Raw genomic sequence first — 24,209 nt, 5'->3', positions numbered from 1 at the left:
CTTTTAACCTAATTGTGTTGAGAATATGAACTTGAATCAATTTAAATCGATTGAGGTTATCAATATTTCATATGGTTTAACTGATGTTACAGTTAATCATGAAATGATTTCAGATATCACATTTTCTATTATACCAGGTGAAATTACTTTGATAACAGGGCCGAAGGCATTGACTAACCGTACAGTATTGTCGATTGCATCGGGTATGTTACAACCAGACCAAGGAGATGTATTAATTAATAATAACAAGTTGAAATTAATGAATGATGTAGAATTAGGAAAGTTTCATCATGAAAATAGTGGGTTTATTTTCCAGGATTTCAACTTATTTAGTGAACTCACACTATTAGATAACTTGTTATTATCAACGTCTTATGGATTATCTCTTTCTCGCCAACAAGCAGAAAGGATCGCGCAAAAATCATTGGATATCGTGAAATTAGGCGATAAAAGCCGTTACTATCCAGGAGAACTGTCTGAAAACGAGAAGCAACTGGCTGCAATGGCAAAAGCCATCGCCAAAAGGCCTGAATATTTATTTGCAGATGATCCAACACGCAATTTAGATCATCAGGCATTTCAGACGTTCATTAATATCTTCAAATTTATTGCCCATGAGCAGAAAGGTACGGTTGTCATTGCTTCCCAAGACAGACGCTTGAGGCAACATGCAGATAGCATTATCACTTTAGCCAGTGGAAAAGCCGTTAAAACTTATGAATCTATGCTGGATCAACGAGTTTTAGTGTCGTAATGGTGAAGTAATGACAATAAATTAGTTGTTATTAAGAAAAAACGGCCTGATATCAGGCCGTTTTTTCTGTCCAACTTACTTGCTGATCTTTTTATATTTAATCCGGTGAGGCTCCAGTGCTTCCGCCCCCATCGTCCGCTTCTTGTAATCTTCGTATTCGCTAAAGTTCCCTTCAAAGAAGGAAACCTTGCCTTCATCCTGATAATCAATGATATGGGTTGCGATACGGTCAAGGAACCAACGGTCATGGGAAATCACCATCGCGCCGCCTGGGAATTCCAGCAGGGCGTTTTCCAAAGCACGCAAAGTTTCAATGTCCAAATCGTTGGTGGGTTCGTCAAGCAGTAACATGTTACCGCCAACTTGCAGCAGTTTAGCCAGATGCAGACGACCACGCTCACCACCAGACAATTCGCCAACACGCTTGCCTTGATCGATGCCTTTGAAGTTAAAGCGCCCAACATAGGCACGGCTTGGAATTTCAAAGTTGCCGATTCGCATGATGTCCTGGCCGCCAGAAACTTCCTCCCAAACGGTCTTGCTGTCATCCATGCTATCGCGGAACTGATCAACAGAAGCCAATTTAACGGTTTCACCCAGTGAAATTGAACCCGAATCAGGCTGCTCTTGGCCAGACAACATACGGAACAGGGTTGATTTACCTGCACCATTCGGGCCAATGATCCCAACTATCGCCCCTTTCGGCAGGGAAAAACTCAAGTTATCAATCAGAACGCGATCACCGTAAGATTTGGTGAGGTTGGTTACTTCCAGCACCTTGTCACCCAAACGTGGGCCTGGTGGAATAAACAATTCGCTGGTTTCATTACGCTTTTGGTACTCGACGCTACTGAGTTCTTCAAAGCGAGTCAAACGCGCCTTGCCTTTTGCCTGACGCCCTTTCGGATTTTGGCGGATCCAATCAAGTTCTTTCTCTATGGATTTACGGCGAGCCGCTTCTGTTGCCGCTTCCTGTGCCAAACGTGCATCTTTTTGCTCCAGCCATGAAGAGTAGTTGCCCTCCCATGGAATACCTTCACCACGGTCAAGTTCCAGTATCCAACCCGCCACGTTATCCAAGAAGTAACGGTCATGGGTGATCGCAACGACAGTGCCTTCGTAATCGTGCAAGAAACGTTCCAGCCATGCAACGGACTCAGCATCAAGGTGGTTAGTCGGTTCGTCAAGCAGCAGCATGTCTGGTTTTTCCAGCAACAGGCGACAAATAGCCACACGACGGCGTTCACCACCAGACAGGTGTTCAATTTTGGCATCCCATTCAGGCAGGCGCAGAGCCTCAGCCGCTCGCTCAAGCTGATTTTCCAGATTGTGCCCGTCATGAGATTGGATAATCGCTTCCAACTTCCCTTGTTCTTTTGCCAGCTTATCGAAATCCGCATCCGGCTCAGCATAAGCGGCATACACTTCATCAAGACGAGTCAGCGCATTCTTCACTTCGCTAACGGCTTCTTCCACGGCTTCCCGAACAGTATGTTCAGGATTGAGCTTAGGCTCTTGTGGCAGATAGCCAATTTTAATACCCGGTTGTGGGCGAGCTTCCCCTTCAATATCTTTATCAATGCCTGCCATGATGCGCAGTAACGTAGATTTACCGGCACCATTGAGGCCGAGCACACCGATTTTTGCTCCGGGGAAAAAACTCAGAGAGATATTTTTCAGAATATGCCTTTTCGGGGGAACAACTTTTCCCACCCGATGCATACTATAAACATATTGAGCCAATGTAGTTTACCTTTTGATTAACCAGTAAATTTTAAAAATTATTTGCATTTATAGAGCTTAGATGGCGTATTTCACCATGACTTCGCCCTGCCTTATCGGACAAAGCCTCCCTGTAGCTCGTGCTTGACGAGTCTAACATAAGCCTGCATGGGCAGAAATGCGTCCTTCCGTCTTTGATTCTATTGCGCCCTGCTGTTTAGTCTTACCAATTGTAATAATCCATATCAATAATATGATTATAATTGCATAGCATTTTAACCATCCATCCGAGCAAAGCATTTGGGCACTGGTCATCGTCTTCCGAAGGAGTATGTAGCAATGAGTAAATGGCAGCATTTCGTCATGGCTGTAAGTGGGATTTTTGTTGTTGCTGGCGCGGCGTATGCTGATTCTTTGGATGCCCAACGTCAACGATATCAAGAAATAAAGCAGGCATGGGATGCCAAAAATAGGGTGGAAGTGGCACGTTTGATGCCAACGCTGCAAAATTATCCCCTGTATCCCTATCTCGAATATCGTCAATTATCTCAGGATCTGGCAACGGCCACGCCTCAGCAAGTTCAACACTTTATTCATACTCACCCTACCCTGCCACCAGCACGTTCGCTGGCACCCCGCTTTATCAATGTACTGGCCAACAAGGAGGATTGGAGCGGCATTCTGGCATTTAGCCCTACCCCTCCAAGTTCAGTCGCCGCGCGCTGTGATTATTACTTTGCGCAATGGGCTACGGGGCATCAGCAAGTTGCCTGGAAAGGCGCCCAGGAAATTTGGCTCAACGGCAGCTCATTACCGGATAGTTGCAATAAGCTATTCACTCACTGGGAGCAGGCTGGATATCTCTCTGCCAATTTAATGTTGCAGCGTATCGAATTGGCAATGAAAGCCAATAACGCCACACTGGTTACCTATCTGGCTAAACGTTTGCCATCGCATTATCAGGGATTGGGGGCGAATTTATTGAAGCTGCAACATGACCCAACGCTAATTGAACACTTTGCCACAACGACTACACCAACCCATTTCACCCGATCAGTGATCCTGACCGCTTTTCCCCGATTTGCCCGCACCCATGCTGAACTTGCCAGAGTCAGCATTCCTGCCCTTGTCCGCTCGCAAAAGATGAATGATGCCGAACAACAGCAATTAAAAGATATTGTTGCATGGCAATTGATGGGAGACGTTACACCAGAGCAAACAAAATGGCGGGATGAGGCCATCCGCAATTCACACGCCAGCAAATTGATTGAGAGACGTGCTCGCCTGGCATTGAGGGATGGCGATTATTCTGGGCTTGAAAAATGGATTTCGTTGCTGCCGCAAAAAACGGAGCAACAAGATGAGTGGCAATATTGGCGTGCCGTTATTCTGCTCAACCAAGGGAAAAGCGCAGAAGGTCATGCCATTTTGCATAAGCTGACCAAACATCGTGGTTTTTACCCCATGGTGGCCGCCCAAAAATTACATATCCCCTATTCTCTGATCATCCATAAATCAGAGAAACCCGACCGCGCCATTGCCAATATGCCGGCAATTAAACGGATACAGGAGTTACTGTATTGGAATATGGATGGGTTGGCGCGTTCAGAATGGGATCTTCTGGTTTCTTCACAAGCGCGTTTGAAACAAGAGCAGTTAGCGCGTTATGCACTTGAGCAACACTGGCACGCATTCAGTGTGCAAGCAACCATTGCAGGAAAAATGTGGGATCACCTTGAAGAACGTTTCCCAATGGCGTGGAAAAACGAATTTGCAAACTTCACGTCGGATAAGAATATTTCACAAAGCTATGCCATGGCGATTGCCCGTCAGGAAAGCGCCTGGAACCCACAGGCCCGTTCTTCTAAGGGTGCCAGTGGATTAATGCAGATCATGCCCAAAACCGCTGAACATACGGTGAAGAGTAAAAAAATCCAGGGTTATGTCAGTAGCAGCCAATTAATGAATCCGATTACGAATATAAAAATTGGCACGGCGTATCTGGATTCGGTCTATCAACGTTTTGACAATAACCGCATTCTTGCCAGTGCCGCTTATAATGCCGGCCCTACAAATGTTGAGCGTTGGCTGGCTAACACCTCTGGGAACATCGATCCCATCGCCTTTATTGAGAGCATTCCCTTTGCAGAAACACGCTCTTATGTCAAAAATGTTCTTGCTTACGATATGTTCTACCACAATTTTATGGGAAAAATGCCAAATGTGCTGACAAATGCTGAATGGCAAAGACGTTATTAATTTCAGATAAATATGGTATGCTGCCGTACTAGTTAAAGAGTATGGCAGTGAATTATGGCACAAAATCATTTGATTGATCCGGCGCTTTCTTCGGAAAATGGCGATGACTGGCTCACTTTTGTTGAGTTGTTAAAAATAGCATTTGAACAAAATTTGCAACATTCTATTTTGCAGCTATTATTGACTCCCGATGAACGTACCGCTTTATCAACACGGATTCGGATTATTCAGGAATTGATACGTGGGCAAATGAGCCAGCGCGAACTGAAAAATGAGCTAGGCGTTGGTATTGCAACAATTACACGTGGTTCCAACAGTTTGAAGAATGCGCCAGCTCATGTTAAGAAATGGCTGGAGGAGCAGTTATTAACTGACTGAAAATAGCGACTTCAATCATGCAGTGGGGGGCTATCTCATCGTGCCCCCAAGCAACGCAACTATGTACCGTTAAGGTTGGTTATTCAACTCTTTGTAAATTTCATGATGAATAGGCACAAGAGCCAGTATCAGGGCTTGATGATAAACACTGGTGCGCGTCAGAATACCATTGGTGAAAAAGCCGATCGCACCACCTTTCTGCTTGATATTATCGATGCCTGCGACATCATCCATTTCATGGCCAAGTTCGCGTCCCTTACGAATGCCTTCCAGGATCTTTTCAGGCAACATCAAGCTAGCGGAGCGCGATTCTCCCCGAATTTGTTTGTGTTCAACAACCATCCAGGCGAACGTCATGTCATCTTCAATCCCTGCTTCAACGCCAACCCAGAAATCAGCTTCTGGCCGGACTTGGCGTGCTGCCATAACACGATGACGAGCACCCGTACGGGTTTCGGCATTACCTATGGGTTGCTGAGGTACGCTGCTATCTACATTGACATCTTCTATGTGGTAGGTGCCTGGGCCAAAAACATCATCGAATGCAAGGCTAATCGCTTTTATTTTCGCAGGGTTAGTTGTTGCTGCAATAACGTGATACATATAAATAAATTATCCTTTGAATTATTTCATGATGCAGTATAACGGAAAATAACTATGTTACAGGTCTATCTTGTTCGTCATGGCGAAACCGAATGGAATGTGGCTCATCGTATTCAGGGGCAGTCTGACAGTCCTTTGACTGAAACTGGTCGGCACCAGGCTCACCGGGTTGCGCAAAGAGTTAAATCAGAAAACATTACCCATGTTATCACCAGTGACCTTGGTCGGACACGCCAAACGGCAGAAATCATCGCGAAAGCCTGTGGCTGCGACGTCATATTGGAACCACGCCTGCGAGAATTACACATGGGTGTTCTGGAAAATCGCGAACTCTGTTCCCTTACGTCAGAGGAAGAATTCTGGCGTAAAAGTCTTGTTGATGGTACACCAAATGGACGTATCCCAGAAGGTGAATCGATGCACGAATTATCTACCCGTATGCGCGCCGCACTGGAAAATTGCCTCAATCTGCCTGCGGGTAGCCGTCCACTGTTAGTCAGTCATGGAATAGCACTCGTCAGTTTGATCGGCTCTATTCTGGGGCTTCCCGCTAACACAGAACGTCGCCTACGATTGAGAAACTGTTCTATCTCGCGGGTGGATTATCAGGATAGTCCTTGGCTGGCTTCAGGTTGGATAGTTGAAACAACGGGCGATATCACGCACTTGGATATGCCCGCCTTAGATGAGTTACAAGGCTAACGTTCAATTGGGATGAGATACTCAAACTCCACAACGTGATTTTGGGTCTCATCCTCAATATTTTTCCATTCAAGATTGGTGAGGTAATATCGCTCGATATCGTATCCCTTCCTGCGGGTGATGTTTAGTGTCGGCAGACAAACACCATAAATTGTGAAGAGAAACTCTTGTAGCTGCCCTTTATCACCAAAATAACTGAATGAAATATAATCCCCACCCGGCAGGACGACCGGACGGCTATCTTTGGTATCAAAAGTCGCATATTCTGGTTCTATGGCCGTGGTATAGAATACCGTCTGTTCATCTTCATTTTCCATACAAGGGGTTGTATGGTGTAATCCATAAAGTCTGGGTGGTAATACCTCAGCATCCTGTAGATAGTTAATCCAAAAATCATGGCGCATATTCTTGCAATCTTCTGACCACTGCTCAAGCGTGTAGCTGCAAGTGTGCTCAGTGCCGATAAGTGATTTCTCTTCCAACGTGACAAATTTGTGCTCCGGCAGGGGCTTGTTATCCAGCAAGATGGGAGGGCATATTCCCGTCGCGCACCACTCTTCGCTTCGGCGATAGGCTGCTGGCGTTCGGTCAAATTGTTTCTTGAAAGCTCTGGTAAACGTTTGTTGAGAATCAAAACGATATTGCAAGGCAATGTCCAGGATAGGGCGGCTGGTTAGGCGTAATGCAACGGCGGCTTTGGATAATCTTCTTGCACGAATGTAAGAACCGATTGCCTGACCTGTTACTTCCTTGAACATGCGCTGTAAGTGCCACTTGGAGTAACCTGCTTTTGCTGCAACGTTATCAAGAGACAATGGACGATCCAGATTATTATCCACCCAACGCAGCAAGTCTCGAATGATGTTGGTTTGATCCATACATCTCCCTAAGTCATTAAGACAAAAAGAAAATCATATAAATATAAAATAATTTATTAGATTGAAAACAGACATTTTTCCTAAAACAGATATTATGTAGTTTGGTCAATAGTCAACATCTATCTTTTCCCCAAAATAAACCTAGATTTCAATTTCCCTGAGTGTTGTTGCAGTACACCTATCCTGACCATTAATTACCAACGTTTACTATAACTTTTTGTTATTTATTCTATGAGTACAATATGCCAGGATTATTTCATCAGTATATTGATTGTTGCATTAATGTTATAAATAAGTCATCAATAAAATTAACCAAGTTTTGGCTTGGAATAAATTAATAGTAGATTTAGTAATATGTCAAGCATTGTCTTGGAAAATAAGTTAATGATATGAATTATAGGATAAAATATTTTTACCTCTGATGTGCCGGATGTCAGCCTAATCCCAATGGCATCACTTTTTGCTTGATATATCGCCTGTTTTTAACGCCTTCAAGAAAATAGAATCATCAATGAAGTATAAAGTTAAAGGTCATTACTTGCTCGTCTTGGGTGTATAATGCCGTGATTTTCCATCACAGACACATTCACAGTGAAAATGATTTAATTAAATTCATTGGGTTACATTATATGTTAATGATAGATATTTTCACTGTATTTATTTAATTCAAATGGACTAAATATGGCAACAATGAAGAAAATAGTGATAGCCGCTACCTTACTCTTTTCTCCTGTGGTTTTGCACGCTGAAGAGATTGGTTCTGTTGATACCGTGTTCAAACTTTTTGGCCCTGATAACAAGATTGTGATAGAAGCCTTTGATGACCCCGACGTTAAAAATGTCACTTGTTATTTGAGCCGAGCCAAAACCGGAGGGATCAAGGGAGGATTAGGATTGGCAGAAGATACATCGGATGCCGCAATATCCTGCCAGCAAATTGGCCCGATTGAATTGGCAGATAAGATAAAAAAATCCCCCAAAAAGGGGCAAGTTGTCTTCCAAAAACGCACTTCTTTGGTGTTTAAAAAATTGCAGGTTGTACGTTTCTATGATCAGAATCGTAATACACTGATTTATTTAACTTATTCTGACAAAGTGATCGATGGTTCGCCTAAAAATGCAATCAGTGCCGTCCCCATTATGCCGTGGAAAGCGTAAATCCTCTCTAAGCTAAATACCGACCAAAAGAAAAGCCCCGATGTCATAAAGACATACGGGGCTTTTTATACGCTATGATAGAGATACATACCTATAAAAAGGTATCAATCAATCTTCTAAATCACCACAGAAACGATAACCTTCACCGTGAATGGTCGCAATGATTTCTGGCGTATCGGGTATCGACTCGAAGTGCTTACGAATACGGCGAATAGTTACATCCACAGTACGATCGTGAGGTTTCAGCTCGCGACCCGTCATTTTTTTCAACAATTCTGCACGGGTCTGGATTTTTCCTGGATTCTCACAGAAATGAAGCATCGCCCGGAATTCGCTACGCGGCAGTTTGTAATGATCTCCCATTGGGCTAACCAAAGAGCGGCTATTGATATCCAGCTCCCAACCATTGAACTTATAACTTTCAACCTGGCGGCGCTCTTCGCCTGAATGGTTGAGGTTCATTGTCCGTGAAAGCAAATTACGTGCACGGATAGTTAATTCACGTGGGTTAAATGGCTTAGTGATATAATCATCAGCACCGATTTCGAGACCAAGGATTTTATCCACTTCATTGTCACGGCCTGTTAAGAACATTAACGCGACATTTGCCTGCTCACGTAATTCACGGGCAAGCAGTAACCCATTTTTACCTGGCAGATTGATATCCATAATCACTAAATTGATATCATTATCTGACAGAATGTTGTGCATTTCTGAACCATCATTGGCTTCATAAACAATATACCCTTCAGCTTCAAAAATGCTCTTAAGGGTATTGCGTGTGACAATTTCGTCTTCAACAATCAAAATGTGCGGGGTTTGCATGGTTGCTACCTAAAATCGCTAAAAATAGAATCTGTATGACACAAGCTGTTATTATTAAAAGAAAATCGCTGATCTTGTTCTGAGTGACAGAAAACCAGCTTATGCCCAAAATAAATGTTTTGATATGTTTTACGCTCAAAGCTAGCGTTGCTTTCCTGGAGGGTACATACCTGAAAAACCCGATTAAAACGAGGCTTCTATATTAGTCTATTAACAGCAATATAACAGCCAGTAATGCATTTGCCTTCTAAAAAAACTAACTTTTGTTGATACATATCAAAATCAATTGTAGCACGTTAACATTCATTGTAATTGTTAATTTTAATTTATGCCATTTGTTATTAACTTGAATAAGTTATGTTAATGGATATAAAAATACTGTGAACGGTCGAAAAGTTTGGCTCGACACTAAGATATTCAAACAACATGTTTTTATCATAAAGACAAAATAATTACAAAATATGTTTTTTGTAAAATTAAATGCTAATAAATAAGCCAACTAGCCAAATAATGATTTGCCTATTGCGTTATATTTTGAATAATTTCGATACGGAAAATGACGCTTTTTTCTTCTTTCGCCATAAAAAATATTTGACATTGACCACAATTTAATTTAACCAATAGGGGGTCAAATGAATCCAAAAGACAGACAGGAAACTATGTACTGCATCAACTCGAAAAAAATGGTTCTTACAACCATGAATACAACCATCACGATTACCACCGGAACCATGAGTTGCGGTGCGGGCTGACGCATACACACAAAATAACAACAAGCCCGTATCCCACAAGATACGGGCTTTTTTTTGGACAGAAATCAGGAGAAGAATGTTCATGCGAGTATTGAAATTTGGCGGAACCTCAGTTGCGAATCACCCGCGAGTACTGAGTGTTGCAGAGATCGCCGAGAACGAGTTATCCCTTGGGCAAGTCGCCCTGGTACTCTCTGCACCGGCAAAGATCACCAACCATCTGGTGGCAATGATCGAAAAAACCGTCGCAGGGCAAGATATTGTTTCCAATATCAGTGATGCAACCCAAATCTTTGCTGATTTGCTGTCAGGATTAAAAGAGCAACAACCCGGGTTTGATTATGAGCGCCTGAAAGGGATAGTCGAGCGTGAGCTAGCCAGTCTTCACCAAACTCTGCACGGCATTTCCTTATTAAAGCAGTGTCCAGATAGCATTAATGCCTCCCTGATCTGTCGTGGCGAAAAACTGTCGATTGTCATTATGGAAGCCGTATTGCAGGCTCGTGGGCATAAAGTAACGGTCATCGATCCGGTCAAAAACCTGTTGGCACATGGATCTTGTCTCGAATCTACAGTAGATATCCATGAATCTTCCAAACGCATCGCGGCACTGAACATTCCTGCTGACCACATCATCCTGATGGCGGGCTTCACTGCGGGCAATGAAAATGGTGAATTGGTCGTACTGGGACGCAACGGTTCTGATTACTCAGCCGCAGTACTGGCGGCATGCCTGCGGGCAGAGTGTTGTGAAATTTGGACGGATGTAGACGGGGTTTATACTTGTGATCCAAGGGCAGTTAAAGATGCCCGCTTGTTGAAAAGCCTGTCATACCAAGAAGCGATGGAGTTGTCTTATTTTGGTGCGAAAGTGCTTCATCCCCGCACTATCGCCCCGATTGCCCAGTTTCAAATTCCTTGCCTGATAAAAAATACCGTTAATCCTGCTGCGCCGGGGACTTTTATTGGCGATGCCCAGATTGATGATGGACAAAAAGATCAGGACATGCTGATTAAGGGGATTACCAATCTGAACCACATGGCGATGATCAACATTTCTGGCCCCGGCATGAAAGGTATGGTCGGGATGGCGTCGCGGATCTTTTCCGTCATGTCACGCAAAGGGATTTCTGTTGTGTTAATTACCCAGTCCTCGTCGGAGTACAGCATCAGTTTCTGTGTCCCCCAAAAAGAGCTGGTAAAAGCGCAGAAAGCACTGACGGAAGAATTTTATCTGGAGCTAAAAGACGGTGTGCTTGATCCTATTGATGTGATCAACAATCTTGCCATTATTTCTGTTGTTGGCGATGGCATGCGTACTCAGCCAGGCACTTCTGCCCGCTTTTTCTCCGCATTGACACGGGCCAATATCAACATCATTGCCATTGCACAAGGCTCTTCTGAACGCTCCATTTCCGCCGTCATTGACAATGATGCCGCGACTACAGCGGTTCGTCTCTGCCACCAGATGCTGTTTAACACCGCCCAAGTTGTTGAAGTCTTCGTTGTCGGTGTGGGTGGCGTAGGCAATGCCTTGATCGAGCAAATACGTCGCCAGCAGGTCTGGCTCAAACAAAAACATATCGATTTACGTGTCTGTGGTATCGCCAATTCCCGCGCGTTGTTGACTGATGTGCAAGGCATCTGTCTGGATAACTGGCAGCAGGCACTTTCAGAAGCCATGGAGCCTTTTAGCCTGAGCCGTCTGATCCGCTTTGAAAAAGAGTACCATCTCCTCAATCCGGTTATTGTGGACTGTACTTCCAACCAGTCGATTGCGGAACAATATGCCAGCTTCCTCAGCGACGGCTTTAACGTTGTCACCCCCAATAAAAAAGCCAACACCTTGTCAATGGATTATTACCGCCAAATCCGCCAGGCGGCTGAGAAATCGAAACGCAAGTTCCTGTATGACACTAACGTCGGCGCCGGATTGCCGGTCATCGAAAACTTACAAAATCTGCTTCATGCCGGTGATGAATTAGTCCAGTTCAGTGGCATCTTGTCGGGTTCCCTATCCTATATTTTCGGTATGCTGGATGAGGGGATGACGCTGTCACAAGCAACGATGTTAGCCAAAGAGAAAGGCTTTACTGAGCCCGATCCACGAGACGATCTCTCTGGCATGGATGTTGCCCGAAAATTGCTGATCCTGGCGCGAGAGGCGGGTTATGAACTGGAGCTGGAAGATATCCATGTTGAACCCGTTTTACCTATATCATTCGACAGCAGCGGCAATGTCGAGAGTTTCCTGCAACGTTTACCACTACTGGATCAAGAATTTAGTCAACGTGCAGCAGAAGCGGCAAAACAAGGGAAAGTCATGCGTTATGTTGGCTTGATTGAGCAAGGCCGTTGTACCGTAAAAATTGTTGCTGTTGATGGCAATGATCCACTGTATAAAGTCAAGAATGGTGAAAACGCACTAGCGTTCTACACCCGTTATTATCAACCCATCCCGCTGGTATTGCGCGGTTATGGCGCTGGAAATAATGTCACGGCAGCCGGGGTTTTTGCTGATATATTACGCACTTTATCATGGAAATTGGGGGTTTAATGGTTGTCAGGGTTTATGCGCCTGCCTCTATCGGGAATGTTGGCGTCGGATTTGATGTACTCGGCGCAGCGGTTTCTCCTGTTGATGGCTCGTTGCTGGGAGATTGTGTCTCCGTCAGTGAAGCTGAAAGTTTCAGCCTGAATAATGAAGGGAAATTTGTCGGCAAATTACCTGCCGATCCCAAACAAAATATTGTCTACCAGTGCTGGCAACTTTTTTGTCAACGGTTGGGGAAAACGCTTCCCGTTACCATGACATTAGAGAAAAACATGCCGATCGGTTCGGGATTAGGCTCCAGTGCCTGTTCCGTCGTGGCCGGTTTAGTGGCATTAAATGAATATGCAGGCCGCCCATTTAACCAACACCAGTTACTGGACATGATGGGGGAGTTAGAAGGACGCATTTCCGGTGGTGTTCATTATGATAATGTTGCTCCCTGCTATTTAGGGGGATTGCAATTGATATTATCTCAGGAAGATACCACCTGTTTGCCCGTTCCTACATTTGATGATTGGCTCTGGGTTATGGCTTATCCCGGCATTAAAGTCTCAACCGCAGAAGCCCGTGAGATCTTGCCAACACACTATGCCCGTAAGGACATCATTGAACACGGGCGTCACTTTGCAGGTTTTATCCACGCTTGCCATACCCGGCAACCCGAACTGGCGGCCAAATTAATGCAAGATGTTGTGGCAGAGCCTTATCGCACACAACTCTTACCCGGATTTGCCGACGCACGTGAAGCAGTCAAAAAATTAGGGGCACTGGCGTGCAGCATTTCCGGCTCCGGCCCCACACTTTTTGCCATTTGTAATGAAATGACTGTAGCAAACGACGTTGCCCACTGGCTGCAACAGCATTACGTACAGAATGATGAAGGCTTTGTACACATTTGCCGTCTGGATCTCGCAGGCGCACGACAGGTAAAGTAACCATGAAATTATATAACTTAAAAGACAACAGCGAGCAGGTCAGTTTTTCACAGGCGGTAAAACAGGGGTTAGGTCAACAACAAGGCCTTTTTTTTCCGCAAGATTTGCCAAAGTTCAGCCGTGATGAAATTGACGACTTATTGCAATTGGATTTTGTCAGCCGCAGCCAACGCATTCTCTCTGCTTTTATTGGCGATGAAATTCCCGCCGCACAATTGGCAGCCCGTGTGAAAAATGCGTTTGCCTTCCCTGCCCCCGTAACGACTGTCGAAGATGACATCGCTTCACTGGAGCTTTATCACGGCCCGACACTGGCTTTCAAAGACTTTGGCGGCCGTTTCATGGCGCAAATTCTTTCCCAGATCGCAAGAGAACAGCCCGTCACTATTTTGACGGCAACATCCGGTGATACTGGCGCCGCTGTCGCCCATGCTTTCTATGGGGTGAATAACGTACAGGTCGTGATCCTTTATCCTGAAGGCAAGATCAGCCCATTGCAGGAAAAACTCTTTTGTACGCTGGGTGGTAATATCCATACCGTTGCGATCAAGGGGGATTTCGATGCGTGTCAGGCATTAGTTAAACAGGCTTTTGATGACGAAGAGTTGAAACAAGCCTTATACCTCAACTCAGCCAACTCCATTAATATCAGCCGCCTGCTGGCACAAATCTGTTATTACTTTGAAGCCGTTGCACAGATCCCCGCAGAAAAACGTGAGCAGTTGGTGATTTCTGTCCCAAGCGGCAATTTCGGTAATTTAACCGCGGGGCTATTGGCAAAATCGCTGGGATTGCCGGTAAAACGTTTTATCGCGGCAACCAATGTCAATGACACCGTACCGCGTTATTTAGCAGAAGGCGAGTGGCAGCCCCATCAAACGATTCCGACGCTGTCCAATGCCATGGATGTCAGCCAGCCCAATAACTGGCCGCGGATTGAAGAACTCTTCAAACGCCAAGGCTGGGCGCTGAGTGAGCTGGCAAATGGGGTTGTAGATGACGCAACCACCCAAAGCACCCTGCGCGAGCTGGCGGCAAAAGGCTATATTTCCGAACCCCATGCAGCCATCGCTTATCGTGTACTGCGTGATCAATTACAGGAAGGGGAATCTGGCCTGTTCTTAGGCACTGCGCATCCGGCCAAATTCAAGGAAAGTGTCGAAGCCACTCTCGGCCAGCCACTCCCTTTACCACAAGCGCTGGCTGAGCGCGCAGATTTGGACGTGTTATCCCACTTTATGCCCGCTGATTTTTCAGCGTTGCGTCAGTTTTTGATGGAACAAGCACCGAAATAACCTCATTTTTGTCACTCCCTCATTTTGGTGGAGTGACATGAATAAGATCGATGATTTTTTACGGCGCCAATAGGCATCACATTGCCAGAGAACGCTTAAATACTAATTCATCCCCTTTAGAGAGCGATCTATCAAAAGCGTATCCTTCCAAATTAAACTCCACCAGCCGCGCGGGATCGGTCAGTTGGTTCTGAATAATAAAACGGCTCATCAAGCCACGCGCCTTTTTGGCATAGAAACTAATGACCTTGTATTTGCCATTTTTTTCGTCCAGAAAAACAGGTTTGATCATCTTGGCGGCCAGTTTTTTGGTATTGACTGATTTGAAATACTCATCGGATGCCAGATTGAGCAGAACGTCATCACCTTGCTGTTCCAGTGCGGCATTCAAGTTTTCCGTAATGCAATCACCCCAAAACTGATACAGATCTTTACCGCGTGGATTTCCCAGTTTAATGCCCATTTCCAAACGATAAGGCTGCATCAGATCGAGAGGACGCAACACCCCATACAGACCCGATAAAATTCTTAAATGTGTTTGGGCAAATTCAAAATCGCCAGCAGTGAACGTTTCAGCCTGCATACCGGTATAAACATCGCCTTTAAATGCCAAAATCGCCTGACGCGCATTTTCTGGCGTGAAATTTGGTTGCCACTCACCAAAACGAGCGGCATTTAACCCCGCCAACTTATCACTGATCCCCATCAAACTGCCGATTTGCGCGGGGGTTAAGGTTCGGCAAATCTCGATCAGTTGTTGAGATTTGTTTAATAACAGCGGTTGGCTAAACTTTTCTGTGGCGAGTGGGCTTGCATAATCGAGTGTTTTTGCCGGTGAAATAATAATAAGCATCATTTTTTCCTAATAATCCAGACTTCCCTCACTTTAGCAAAAAAGGCAAAAAGAGGAGAATCTCAGTGATAGAATTTTCCTACCTTACAGCCGCGCTTGACCATGTTATTATCACCGGATGGCGAGGCGGCGAGGCAACGTTGCCAACGATTTTACGTATAACGATGAGATATTAAACATGACCGATAAACTGACTTCCCTGCGTAATCTGACAACAGTCGTAGCAGATACCGGGGATATCGCGGCAATGAAACTGTACCAGCCGCAAGATGCGACCACTAACCCTTCCCTGATTTTAAATGCAGCTCAGATCCCAGAATATCGCCAACTGATTGATGAAGCCATTGAATGGGCGCGTGGTCAAAGCGACTCCCGTGAACAGCAAGTGATTGATGCCGGCGATAAATTGGCGGTCAACATTGGTCTGGAAATTCTGAAACTGATCCCTGGCCGTATCTCCACTGAGGTTGATGCTCGCCTGTCTTATGACACCGAAGCGAGCGTAGCGAAAGCAAAACGCCTGATCACACTGTATAACGAAGCGGGTATCAGCAACGATCGCATTCTGATCAAACTGGCTTCCACCTGGCAAGGCATCCGGGCAGCGGAACAACTGGAAAAAGAAGGCATCAACTGTAACCTGACTCTGCTGTTCTCCTTCGCCCAGGCACGTGCTTGCGCAGAAGCCGGGGTTTACCTGATTTCGCCATTTGTGGGTCGTATCCTTGACTGGTACAAAGCAAACGGTGACCAGAAAGCATTCGCCCCACATGAAGATCCCGGTGTGATTTCTGTGGCTGAGATTTATCAATACTACAAAGAGCACGGTTATCACACGGTGGTTATGGGGGCAAGTTTCCGTAACGCGGGTGAAATTCTGGAACTGGCGGGTTGTGATCGTCTGACCATTTCCCCTGCACTGCTGAAAGAGCTGTCAGAAGCAGAAGGTGAAGTCGAGCGCAAACTGGGTTATGAAGGCGAAATCAAACAGCGCCCAGCCCCAATGACGGAAGCCGAGTTCTACTGGAACCACCACCAGGACGCCATGGCAACTGAAAAACTGGCGGAAGGGATCCGTAAGTTTGCCATAGACCAAGGCAAACTTGAGAGCATGATCGCTGATCTGCTGTAACCCCAAGCGATAGGCCATTTTTTCTTGCCCAAAGGCGACTTAAACCACAGACAAACCCCATTCAAATTAATGGGGTTTGTTTTTTGCCTCGCCATCAGGCCGATTTGATCCTCCCCTTTATTGGGCAGATACTGGAGAAACGCGCCTGAGGCTTCATGAGGCGCATTTCTGCTGTGTTCGGCATTGTCCTGTCTGTCAGTGGAGGCGATCGCTTATGTGGCAAGCCCGTTTTTATCCATCACTGCCCGTATTGTGGCAGATTATCCTGATTCCCACTGGATGTTCCTGACACTGACAGTGCGTAACCGTTCTATTGAAAATTTAGGGAAACATTAACCCTGCTGATGGCTCGCGGTTGGCATTCGGTTGGAAAGTCAATGAGCGCCGTTATCGTCGCTCGCCAGAACGAGACGGTAAAAGACGTAATTGATGACGTGTGATACAGATAGCCCGTCTTATTAAAATTGTTAGTATTTTGATAAGACGGGGATTGAACCGTTGTCGGTTGCGAAAAAAATAAATTTTGGAAATTTAAACTAAGCCAATTAATTTTAACTTGAATAATTTAAATGGAATATCGTTTATCTGGATTAAATTAAAAAAAAGATAGAATGTTTTTTAATAAATAAATTTATAAAGCAATTTAAACAATAGGTAAAAAAGGTGATAAAGTATATACCAATCTAACTTCAAGATGCGTGTGATTTCTCCCCGCTTCGCGGGGAGAAATCAGGTTTCATATAGTGTTGTAAATTGCAACTTGAAGTTAGATTGGTATATAAGGGGACGCATGACAAAACAAAAACCTAGAAATGCATCAGACTGGGATACTCTGGTCAGTCAGGATGACTGTGGAGTTGGGAATAAATTTCAGAAAGTTTAAGGTCAAATTCGGGACCAGATGTGTTTTGTAGCACCGCCTACACGCAGTCGTTGCTATAAAACATTGGGTCAGGGCTGCGCCCAGGGACATACAAAAAAGCCAATCAGATGATGTCGGCGGGATTTATTTGCAAGTGGCCGAGTATGAGGCATATGCGGATCGTATGCGTGATTGTGGCGGCTTATTACATTTTGGGAGGTCTATACGCTTGCCTTTTGGCTCCGCGCTCGCCCCGTGGATACATACATAGCAGCCCTGCTGTTAGCTGCCACAGGTAACCACTCACGAGCACAACGGGATCATCGTGACGCTTCGCTCCTTATGAAAAAACCTAAAGATAAGTTGTTCAAAGAACTTTATTAATGCATAATGATAATAGTTATTATTATCAACAATTTTAGTCATTTTATGAATAACCCACACTTTTTTATCACTCTTTTTGCAGTCAGCCCACTTTACTCTTTCGCTGCTAATGAATTAACTCCCGATCATTCAAACGATACTATCTATGTTCATTCTTCATTAGATTTAAAGAAGAGTAATGAAATTTTACTCAATAGCCAGGAATTAAATAAACAAATAATCATTAACCCTGCTGATATATTTAAAAGTACATCGGGCGTTCTATCGGGTGAATCTCGATCATCAGGCGCAATCGATGTCAATATTCGAGGTTTACAAGGCCAGGGAAGAATTGCGACGAGCGTGGATGATACGATCAATCAGACAGCCTTATATCGCGGCTATCAAGGGGTATCTAATCGGACTTATATTGATCCCGATTTCATCGGTGAAGTCGGTATAAAAAAAGGATTTTATGGCGGTTCTGGTATGACCGGGATTGGGGGGACTGTAAATATGAAAACCATTACTCCCGCTGATATATTAATTCCAGGGGAGAATTTTGGTATACGCCTAAAAGGCAGTATTTTGAGCAACCATTCAAACTATAATAACTACACATGGAATGATGAACCGTCGCCAATAAAAGAAAACCTATTTAATGGAAAAAACAATACCAGAAGTATGGTGATTGCTTATGCAGATGAAAATTTAGAGCTTTTAGCTGGGATATCAAAGCGCATCAGGGGGAATTATCATTCAGGAAAAAAAGGATTTGGTGCAACTAATGATAAGTTACCCGGCTATTTATGCCCTGATGAATATTATGATGATAATGACGAGATAGCGCCTTGCCCCGTCACAACCAATACTGTCCAAGATGCGGGTTATACCATTTATCCTAAAGGTGCAGCAGTACCTAATACCTCAGAAAATACAAATTCTTATTTGTTAAAAGCCAGCGCATGGATTAATGATGAGCACCGGGTTAGTGCTGTTTACAGTCTATATGACAGTACCTTTGGTGAGACCTATGTTGCAGATACAACAACGATAGATAAAGGAACAACGGTTTCTGTTTCACAAGGACCCAATGCTTATGTTCGTTTGGCAAGATATAAACTGGGTTATGATTGGAAATCAAGCAATCCATTGATTGATTTTAACGTTTCTCTGTGGCATTTAAATTTAAAAGACAGACCTAAAACATCCCAAAATACATTAGGTGATGAAAAGAAATCTGACACATGGGGAGTGAATCTTTCTAATAACTTAGAATTTGATATATATCATAGGCCAACAAGTGTCCTTCTGGGCGGGAGTTATCTTACCGAAAAAACGGGACCCGCCAAAGGTTTTTGGTCCCAGAACCCTCACCAGCGAGAAGGAACAAGACAAGAATACCGTATTTTTGTTAATGGAAAATATGAATTAACCGATCAAATTAATTTATTATCCTCTCTTGAGCATAAAGGTTATTCATTAAAAGATACAGGTGATACCCCATCAATACCTAAAGATGCCACAGCTTATGGATACAGTTTCGGGGTTGAATATAGGCCAATAAAGCAAATCATGCTGTATAGCCGCTATTCGCAAAGCCCAAGATTTCCTTCATTAGTTGAAGGGACAAATGGCTTTTTCATGAAAGCTGATAATAATCTACAGCATGAAACGATGAAAAATATTGAAATAGGATCTTCGTTTGGCTTTGAAAACTTACTAGCAGATGATGAGTTAAAACTGGGCATCGGTTATTTTAACTCCAATATTGATAATTATATTAGTCGTAGCTGGCAATGGAATAAATTTTCAATGCATATTGATAATATCAATAAAGCAAAATTTGAAGGGATTGAACTGGAAACCAGCTATAAGATTAAGGATTTTACAGTCAAAGCATCCGCAAATTACTATATAAATATTGAGTTTTGTAAAAAAGAAATGGGATGTGTTAATGAGAATCTTCCCTCTGACTATGCAACAAACCACATTCCACCTAAAAAAAGCTACTCACTCGATGTCAATCAGGGGTTCTTTAACAACAAACTGTCTATTGGTGGACGAATATCTTACTTTGATAAAAGAGCAATACCAACCGCTGGGGTTGCACGAGGTTCTGCGCCATTGTTAGCACCGGTTGACTATAAACCCGCAACCATTGTTGATCTTAGAAGCTCATTAATTATCAGCAAAAATATAATAGCCGATTTTACTGTAGATAATGTTTTTGACAGATATTATATACAGCCAATTAATGTGGGTTATATTCCTTCTCCTGGCCGTACATTCAGGTTAGGTCTAACAGCGACTTTTTGATCACATAAAGTTGATGAAATAACCCGAACTCTGCTTAAGAAAGAGCCTGAGGTATAATCACCGTTTTTGTTAAAAAAATAAAATCGGTGAGTTCCTCAGGCTATGATGAAAGCGATAGCCAACCCGCCAGTGAAAAGGTTGATTGGGGATGGATGTGGACGATGAAATATACAATATCATGCAGATGAATAGCAGGAGCTGCAACGACGTTGCAGCCGTGCTACCATCGACTCCGCTATAACTTATCCCCAATAAATTTCAAGTTGCAGCCAACAAATTTTATTATTTTTCATAAAGTAATTGAGGTTTATATGAATATATTGCGCATTGGCCTCGTGTCTGTTTCTGATCGCGCTTCCACTGGTGTTTATCAGGATAAGGGGCTGCCCGCACTGGAAACATGGCTGAAAAAAACGATTACCACACCTTTTAGCGTAGAAACCCGCCTGATCCCTGATGAGCAAATCCTGATTGAACAAACATTGTGTGAATTGGTCGATGAATTAGGCTGCCATCTGGTACTCACCACTGGGGGAACAGGGCCAGCACGTCGCGATGTCACGCCGGATGCAACGCTGGCAATTGCGGATCGTGAAATGCCAGGATTTGGGGAACAGATGCGCCAAATCAGCCTTCAATTTGTACCAACAGCAATTTTATCCCGACAAGTCGGCGTGATCCGCAATCAAGCCCTGATCCTGAACCTTCCCGGACAACCAAAAGCGATCGCAGAAACACTGGAAGGGTTAAAAGACGAAAGTGGCAAAGTGTTAGTCGCAGGAATTTTTGCCAGTGTTCCCTACTGCATCCAATTGCTGGATGGCCCTTATGTGGAAACGAATGAAAGCGTTGTCACCGCATTCAGGCCGAAAAGTGCACGTCGTTAACCATCCGCATACTGCTTATTGCTATCATTGATGGATAACCTTAATGAATGCCATCAAGGTTCCGGACAAACCCAGCACCTTGATGGATCAGAAACAACACTATTCACCCAAGCTACCGCCATGAGTTTCAATCACCTGCTTATACCAATAAAAACTCTTCTTACGGCGCCTCTCTAATGTACCTGTTCCCTGTTCATTCTGGTCAACATAGATATAACCGTAGCGTTTGGTTATCTCACCTTTTGAAGCACTGACCAAATCAATCGGCCCCCAACTGGTGTACCCCATCACATCCACGCCATCGTCGATCGCTTCCCTGACTTGGATCAGGTGGTCTTTGAGGTATTGAATACGGTAATCATCCCGAATACTGCCATCCGCTTCTGGTACATCTTTCGCCCCCAACCCATTCTCCACAATGAACAAAGGCTTCTGATAGCGATCCCACAACCCATTCAATATAGTACGTAAACCAAGGGGATCTATCTGCCAACCCCACTCTGAACTCGGTAAATGAGGGTTAGCCACCATTCGCAGGATATTGCCTTGCTGTTTCTGATATTCCGCTTCATCCGCTGTCGTACAACCACTCAAGTAATAACTAAATGAGATAAAATCAACCGTATTTTTCAGATCATGCCTATCCTGCTCTGTCATGATGAGCTCAATGCCATTTTCGCGAAAATAACGCAACATATAGCCCGGATAATTCCCGCGGCTTTGGACATCGCCAAAAAATAACCATTTTTGATTTTGTTGAAGCGTTGCCAGAACATCTTCTGGTTTGCAGGTTAATGGATACATCAAACCGCCAAGCAACATATTTCCAATCCGGGCATCAAGAATGATATCCCGGCACAATTTCACCACTCTGGCGCTGGCAACCAATTGATGGTGAATAGCTTGATAAATCGCTGATTGACTGCTGTTTCTTGGCAACCCGACACCGGTCAGCGGTTCGTGCAGCGACATATTGATTTCGTTAAATGTCAGCCATAACTTCACTTTACTCTGGTAGCGGGTAAATACCGTGCGCGCATAATGTTCAAAAAAGACGATCAGCCTGCGATCCCCCCACCCGCCATACTTTTTGACCAACATCCACGGCATTTCATAATGAGATAGCGTAACCAAAGGCTGGATGCCGTATTTCGCCATTTCGTCAAACAACCGGTCATAAAATGCCAGTCCCGCTTCATTGGGTTGCTTTTCATCTCCATGAGGAAAAATTCGGCTCCAGGCAATCGAGGTGCGTAAGCATTTAAATCCCATTTCTGCAAACAAGGCGATATCTTCGGGGTAACGGTGATAAAAATCGATGGCAATGTCTTTGAGATATCGCGTTTCATCCAAAGGATCACGCTCAACAACAGGGCCAATGATCCCCTGCGGCAAAACATCTGAAGTAGAGAGACCTTTTCCATCCGTCAAATAAGCGCCTTCAACTTGATTAGCGGCAATCGCACCTCCCCATAGAAAATGCGCTGGAAACTGTTTCATGCAAATCTCCTTTCATTAGACACTTAAGACTTCTGTGGGAATTCAGGTGGGTTTTTATCGGTGTTGTCTTCTGTAGACAGTTTGGTAACAGCAGGCAAACCAAACATCCACGTTAAAAGGGTCGCAATGATAAATGCCAACAGCGTGCCAATCATTGCCCCCCATACGGTATTATCGATCCCTGATGGTGGGATCATTTGGGTGAAAGTAAAAATATTGCCCAACCCCATTGAGTAGACAGCACTTTGGTAATAACCCACCACAGCGCCGCCAATCGCACCAGCAATACAGCCAAAGATAAACGGTCGACGGTAAGGCAGGGTAACACCATAAACTGCGGGTTCAGTGATGCCAAATATACTGGCGGTGACCGCAGAACCGGATAGCATTTTTAATTTTGCATCACGGGTACGCAGGAAAACACCCAGTGTGGCGCCCGTTTGCCCCACGACGGCAGGCAATAGCAGAGGGATTAACGTATCATGCCCCACAACCGTTAAGTTGTTTAACATAATGGGCACTAATCCCCAATGCAGACCAAAAATGACACAAATTTGCCAAATCGCGCCTATAATTGCGCCTGCCAGAGCCGGAGCAAAGCCATATGCGGCTTGATAACCATAGGCCAATGAATGGCTTAGCCATGTTGCTATTGGCCCAATCACAATAAATACGAGTGGAGCAATTAACATCAAACAGACAAGAGGGGTAACAAAGGCTTTGATGGTGGCAGGCAGGTGTGCATCCAGCTTTTTTTCTATCTTGCAGCTTATCCAGGAGGCAAAAATAATGGGGATCACAGAAGCGCTATAATTCAAAAATACGAGCGGGACCCCCATAAAATATTCCGTTGTACTGCCAGCCGTCATTGACGCTTCGAAAGCAGAAATGATCATGGGATGTACCAACGCCCCACCTATCCCCATTGTAATAAAGGGATTGCCCCCGAATTTTTTACCTGCGGTATAGCCCAGTAATAAAGGGAAAAAATAAAACAGCGAGTCACTGGCTGCATACCAGATACGATAAGTACCGCTCGCCGGCGTCAGCCAATGAAATGCAATAGCAACAGCAAGTAAGCCTTTTAAGATCCCCGAAGCGGCCATCACCCCTAAAAATGGGGTAAAGATACCCGAAATGATATCGATAAAATGGTTAAATACGTTATCCCGTTTACCAGTAGGATTTGTCATTGGGGGTGGTTCATCGGGAGGTGTCGATATTTGTTGAATGGCCTGATAGACCTCTTTGACTTGCTGACCAATCACAACCTGAAATTGCCCCCCACTTTCAACAACCGTAATGATATTAGGATGAGATTTGAGTTGTTCAATATCGGCAAGGGTACGATCCTTTAGCTTAAAACGCAGCCGGGTCGCACAGTGAACAAGACTGGCAATATTTCCTTTACCACCAACACCTGCAATAATGTCTTGAGATAGTATCTGGTAGTTCATGCCACCCCCGCGTTTTCCACA

General features: G+C 44.4%; 17 protein-coding genes, 2 pseudogenes and 1 other annotated feature. Of the genes and pseudogenes, 12 read left to right on the top strand and 7 right to left on the bottom strand.

Annotated features, from left to right (window positions below; genetic code table 11):
- The first annotated feature begins 25 nt into the window (after positions 1 to 25).
- Positions 26 to 754, top strand: coding sequence for an ATP-binding cassette domain-containing protein (locus tag Xkoz_RS14265; protein WP_099142800.1), 729 nt, complete (start codon positions 26 to 28; stop codon positions 752 to 754).
- 75 nt (positions 755 to 829) lie between these two features.
- Here the strand turns inward: Xkoz_RS14265 and ettA are convergent, their stop codons facing one another.
- Entirely contained in the window at positions 830 to 2,497 is a 1,668-nt protein-coding gene (ettA, locus tag Xkoz_RS14260) for an energy-dependent translational throttle protein EttA (protein WP_099142799.1), read from the bottom strand.
- A gap of 318 nt (positions 2,498 to 2,815) precedes the next feature.
- Here ettA and sltY point away from each other — a divergent pair, with 318 nt between their 5' ends.
- A complete protein-coding gene (gene sltY, locus Xkoz_RS14255) occupies positions 2,816 to 4,735 on the top strand; it encodes a murein transglycosylase (protein WP_099142798.1) in 1,920 nt (639 codons plus the stop codon).
- A gap of 54 nt (positions 4,736 to 4,789) precedes the next feature.
- Positions 4,790 to 5,113, top strand: a complete 324-nt coding sequence (trpR, locus tag Xkoz_RS14250) for a trp operon repressor (protein WP_099142797.1) — start codon at positions 4,790 to 4,792, stop codon at positions 5,111 to 5,113.
- Between the two features lie 69 nt (positions 5,114 to 5,182).
- Here the strand turns inward: trpR and yjjX are convergent, their stop codons facing one another.
- Entirely contained in the window at positions 5,183 to 5,716 is a 534-nt protein-coding gene (gene yjjX, locus Xkoz_RS14245; RefSeq protein ID WP_099142796.1) for an inosine/xanthosine triphosphatase, read from the bottom strand.
- A 54-nt stretch (positions 5,717 to 5,770) separates the two neighbouring features.
- Between yjjX and gpmB the strand changes: the two genes are divergently transcribed.
- Positions 5,771 to 6,418: a 2,3-diphosphoglycerate-dependent phosphoglycerate mutase GpmB gene (gene gpmB, locus Xkoz_RS14240; RefSeq protein ID WP_099142795.1), complete on the top strand. Its 648-nt coding sequence runs from the start codon at positions 5,771 to 5,773 to the stop codon at positions 6,416 to 6,418.
- Here gpmB and robA read toward each other — a convergent pair.
- Positions 6,415 to 7,296 (bottom strand): MDR efflux pump AcrAB transcriptional activator RobA, encoded by an 882-nt coding sequence (robA, locus tag Xkoz_RS14235; protein ID WP_099142794.1) that lies wholly within the window; start codon positions 7,294 to 7,296, stop codon positions 6,415 to 6,417. The two genes, gpmB and robA, sit on opposite strands and share 4 nt — an antisense overlap.
- Positions 7,297 to 7,977: 681 nt before the next feature.
- Between robA and creA the strand changes: the two genes are divergently transcribed.
- Complete coding sequence (gene creA / locus Xkoz_RS14230) at positions 7,978 to 8,454, top strand: protein CreA (RefSeq protein ID WP_099142793.1); 477 nt, start codon at positions 7,978 to 7,980, stop codon at positions 8,452 to 8,454.
- A gap of 108 nt (positions 8,455 to 8,562) precedes the next feature.
- Here the strand turns inward: creA and arcA are convergent, their stop codons facing one another.
- Positions 8,563 to 9,279, bottom strand: a complete 717-nt coding sequence (gene arcA, locus Xkoz_RS14225) for a two-component system response regulator ArcA (RefSeq protein WP_099142792.1) — start codon at positions 9,277 to 9,279, stop codon at positions 8,563 to 8,565.
- Between the two features lie 690 nt (positions 9,280 to 9,969).
- Positions 9,970 to 10,088 (top strand) — a sequence feature (Thr leader region).
- A 25-nt stretch (positions 10,089 to 10,113) separates the two neighbouring features.
- Between arcA and thrA the strand changes: the two genes are divergently transcribed.
- From thrA to thrC, 3 genes are read left to right on the top strand one after another with little or no spacing between them, the layout of a single operon-like run.
- The gene (thrA, locus tag Xkoz_RS14215) at positions 10,114 to 12,588 is read left to right on the top strand and encodes a bifunctional aspartate kinase/homoserine dehydrogenase I (RefSeq protein ID WP_099142827.1); all 2,475 of its coding nucleotides are present in this window, start codon (positions 10,114 to 10,116) and stop codon (positions 12,586 to 12,588) included.
- Positions 12,570 to 13,520 carry a homoserine kinase gene (gene thrB / locus Xkoz_RS14210; RefSeq protein ID WP_099142790.1) on the top strand — a complete coding sequence of 317 codons (951 nt, stop codon included), beginning with the start codon at positions 12,570 to 12,572 and terminating at the stop codon, positions 13,518 to 13,520. The genes thrA and thrB overlap by 19 nt, the downstream gene beginning before the upstream one ends.
- A 2-nt stretch (positions 13,521 to 13,522) precedes the next feature.
- Positions 13,523 to 14,815, top strand: coding sequence for a threonine synthase (gene thrC, locus Xkoz_RS14205; RefSeq protein WP_099142789.1), 1,293 nt, complete (start codon positions 13,523 to 13,525; stop codon positions 14,813 to 14,815).
- Positions 14,816 to 14,891: 76 nt separating this feature from the next.
- Here thrC and yaaA read toward each other — a convergent pair whose 3' ends face one another.
- Positions 14,892 to 15,668, bottom strand: coding sequence for a peroxide stress protein YaaA (yaaA, locus tag Xkoz_RS14200; protein WP_099142788.1), 777 nt, complete (start codon positions 15,666 to 15,668; stop codon positions 14,892 to 14,894).
- Between the two features lie 178 nt (positions 15,669 to 15,846).
- Here yaaA and tal point away from each other — a divergent pair, with 178 nt between their 5' ends.
- The 4 genes and pseudogenes from tal to mog all read left to right on the top strand — a co-directional run bounded on the left by tal (position 15,847) and on the right by mog (position 21,231).
- On the top strand, positions 15,847 to 16,800 hold the full coding sequence (gene tal, locus Xkoz_RS14195; protein ID WP_099142787.1) for a transaldolase: 954 nt from the start codon (positions 15,847 to 15,849) through the stop codon (positions 16,798 to 16,800).
- Between the two features lie 127 nt (positions 16,801 to 16,927).
- Positions 16,928 to 17,130: pseudogene (locus tag Xkoz_RS20875) on the top strand (protein rep); the annotation flags it as partial.
- Between the two features lie 961 nt (positions 17,131 to 18,091).
- Positions 18,092 to 20,344, top strand: coding sequence for a TonB-dependent receptor domain-containing protein (locus Xkoz_RS14180; protein ID WP_099142786.1), 2,253 nt, complete (start codon positions 18,092 to 18,094; stop codon positions 20,342 to 20,344).
- 311 nt (positions 20,345 to 20,655) lie between these two features.
- Complete coding sequence (gene mog / locus Xkoz_RS14175; protein WP_099142785.1) at positions 20,656 to 21,231, top strand: molybdopterin adenylyltransferase; 576 nt, start codon at positions 20,656 to 20,658, stop codon at positions 21,229 to 21,231.
- A gap of 99 nt (positions 21,232 to 21,330) precedes the next feature.
- Here the strand turns inward: mog and Xkoz_RS14170 are convergent, their stop codons facing one another.
- Positions 21,331 to 22,731 carry a glycoside hydrolase family 1 protein gene (locus Xkoz_RS14170; protein ID WP_099142784.1) on the bottom strand — a complete coding sequence of 467 codons (1,401 nt, stop codon included), beginning with the start codon at positions 22,729 to 22,731 and terminating at the stop codon, positions 21,331 to 21,333.
- An 83-nt stretch (positions 22,732 to 22,814) separates the two neighbouring features.
- Positions 22,815 to 24,188: pseudogene (locus Xkoz_RS14165) on the bottom strand (PTS transporter subunit EIIC); the annotation flags it as partial.
- Positions 24,189 to 24,209: the final 21 nt, after the last annotated feature.

The sequence above is a fragment of the Xenorhabdus kozodoii genome, from assembly GCF_002632875.1.
Classification (GTDB): Bacteria; Pseudomonadota; Gammaproteobacteria; order Enterobacterales; family Enterobacteriaceae; genus Xenorhabdus; species Xenorhabdus kozodoii.
Note: the sequence above shows the minus strand (reverse complement) of the source record. Positions and strands in the feature narration are given on the sequence as shown.

Excerpts from the sequence above, each read along its gene's own strand:
- yjjX (WP_099142796.1), bottom strand. The coding sequence starts at position 5,716 with ATGTATCACGTTATTGCAGCAACAACTAACCCTGCGAAAATAAAAGCG.
- thrA (WP_099142827.1), top strand. The coding sequence starts at position 10,114 with ATGCGAGTATTGAAATTTGGCGGAACCTCAGTTGCGAATCACCCGCGA.
- gpmB (WP_099142795.1), top strand. The coding sequence starts at position 5,771 with ATGTTACAGGTCTATCTTGTTCGTCATGGCGAAACCGAATGGAATGTG.
- robA (WP_099142794.1), bottom strand. The coding sequence starts at position 7,296 with ATGGATCAAACCAACATCATTCGAGACTTGCTGCGTTGGGTGGATAAT.
- thrB (WP_099142790.1), top strand. The coding sequence starts at position 12,570 with ATGGAAATTGGGGGTTTAATGGTTGTCAGGGTTTATGCGCCTGCCTCT.
- thrC (WP_099142789.1), top strand. The coding sequence starts at position 13,523 with ATGAAATTATATAACTTAAAAGACAACAGCGAGCAGGTCAGTTTTTCA.
- tal (WP_099142787.1), top strand. The coding sequence starts at position 15,847 with ATGACCGATAAACTGACTTCCCTGCGTAATCTGACAACAGTCGTAGCA.
- yaaA (WP_099142788.1), bottom strand. The coding sequence starts at position 15,668 with ATGCTTATTATTATTTCACCGGCAAAAACACTCGATTATGCAAGCCCA.
- Xkoz_RS14170 (WP_099142784.1), bottom strand. The coding sequence starts at position 22,731 with ATGAAACAGTTTCCAGCGCATTTTCTATGGGGAGGTGCGATTGCCGCT.
- arcA (WP_099142792.1), bottom strand. The coding sequence starts at position 9,279 with ATGCAAACCCCGCACATTTTGATTGTTGAAGACGAAATTGTCACACGC.
- Xkoz_RS14180 (WP_099142786.1), top strand. The coding sequence starts at position 18,092 with ATGAATAACCCACACTTTTTTATCACTCTTTTTGCAGTCAGCCCACTT.
- creA (WP_099142793.1), top strand. The coding sequence starts at position 7,978 with ATGGCAACAATGAAGAAAATAGTGATAGCCGCTACCTTACTCTTTTCT.
- sltY (WP_099142798.1), top strand. The coding sequence starts at position 2,816 with ATGAGTAAATGGCAGCATTTCGTCATGGCTGTAAGTGGGATTTTTGTT.
- mog (WP_099142785.1), top strand. The coding sequence starts at position 20,656 with ATGAATATATTGCGCATTGGCCTCGTGTCTGTTTCTGATCGCGCTTCC.
- Xkoz_RS14265 (WP_099142800.1), top strand. The coding sequence starts at position 26 with ATGAACTTGAATCAATTTAAATCGATTGAGGTTATCAATATTTCATAT.
- trpR (WP_099142797.1), top strand. The coding sequence starts at position 4,790 with ATGGCACAAAATCATTTGATTGATCCGGCGCTTTCTTCGGAAAATGGC.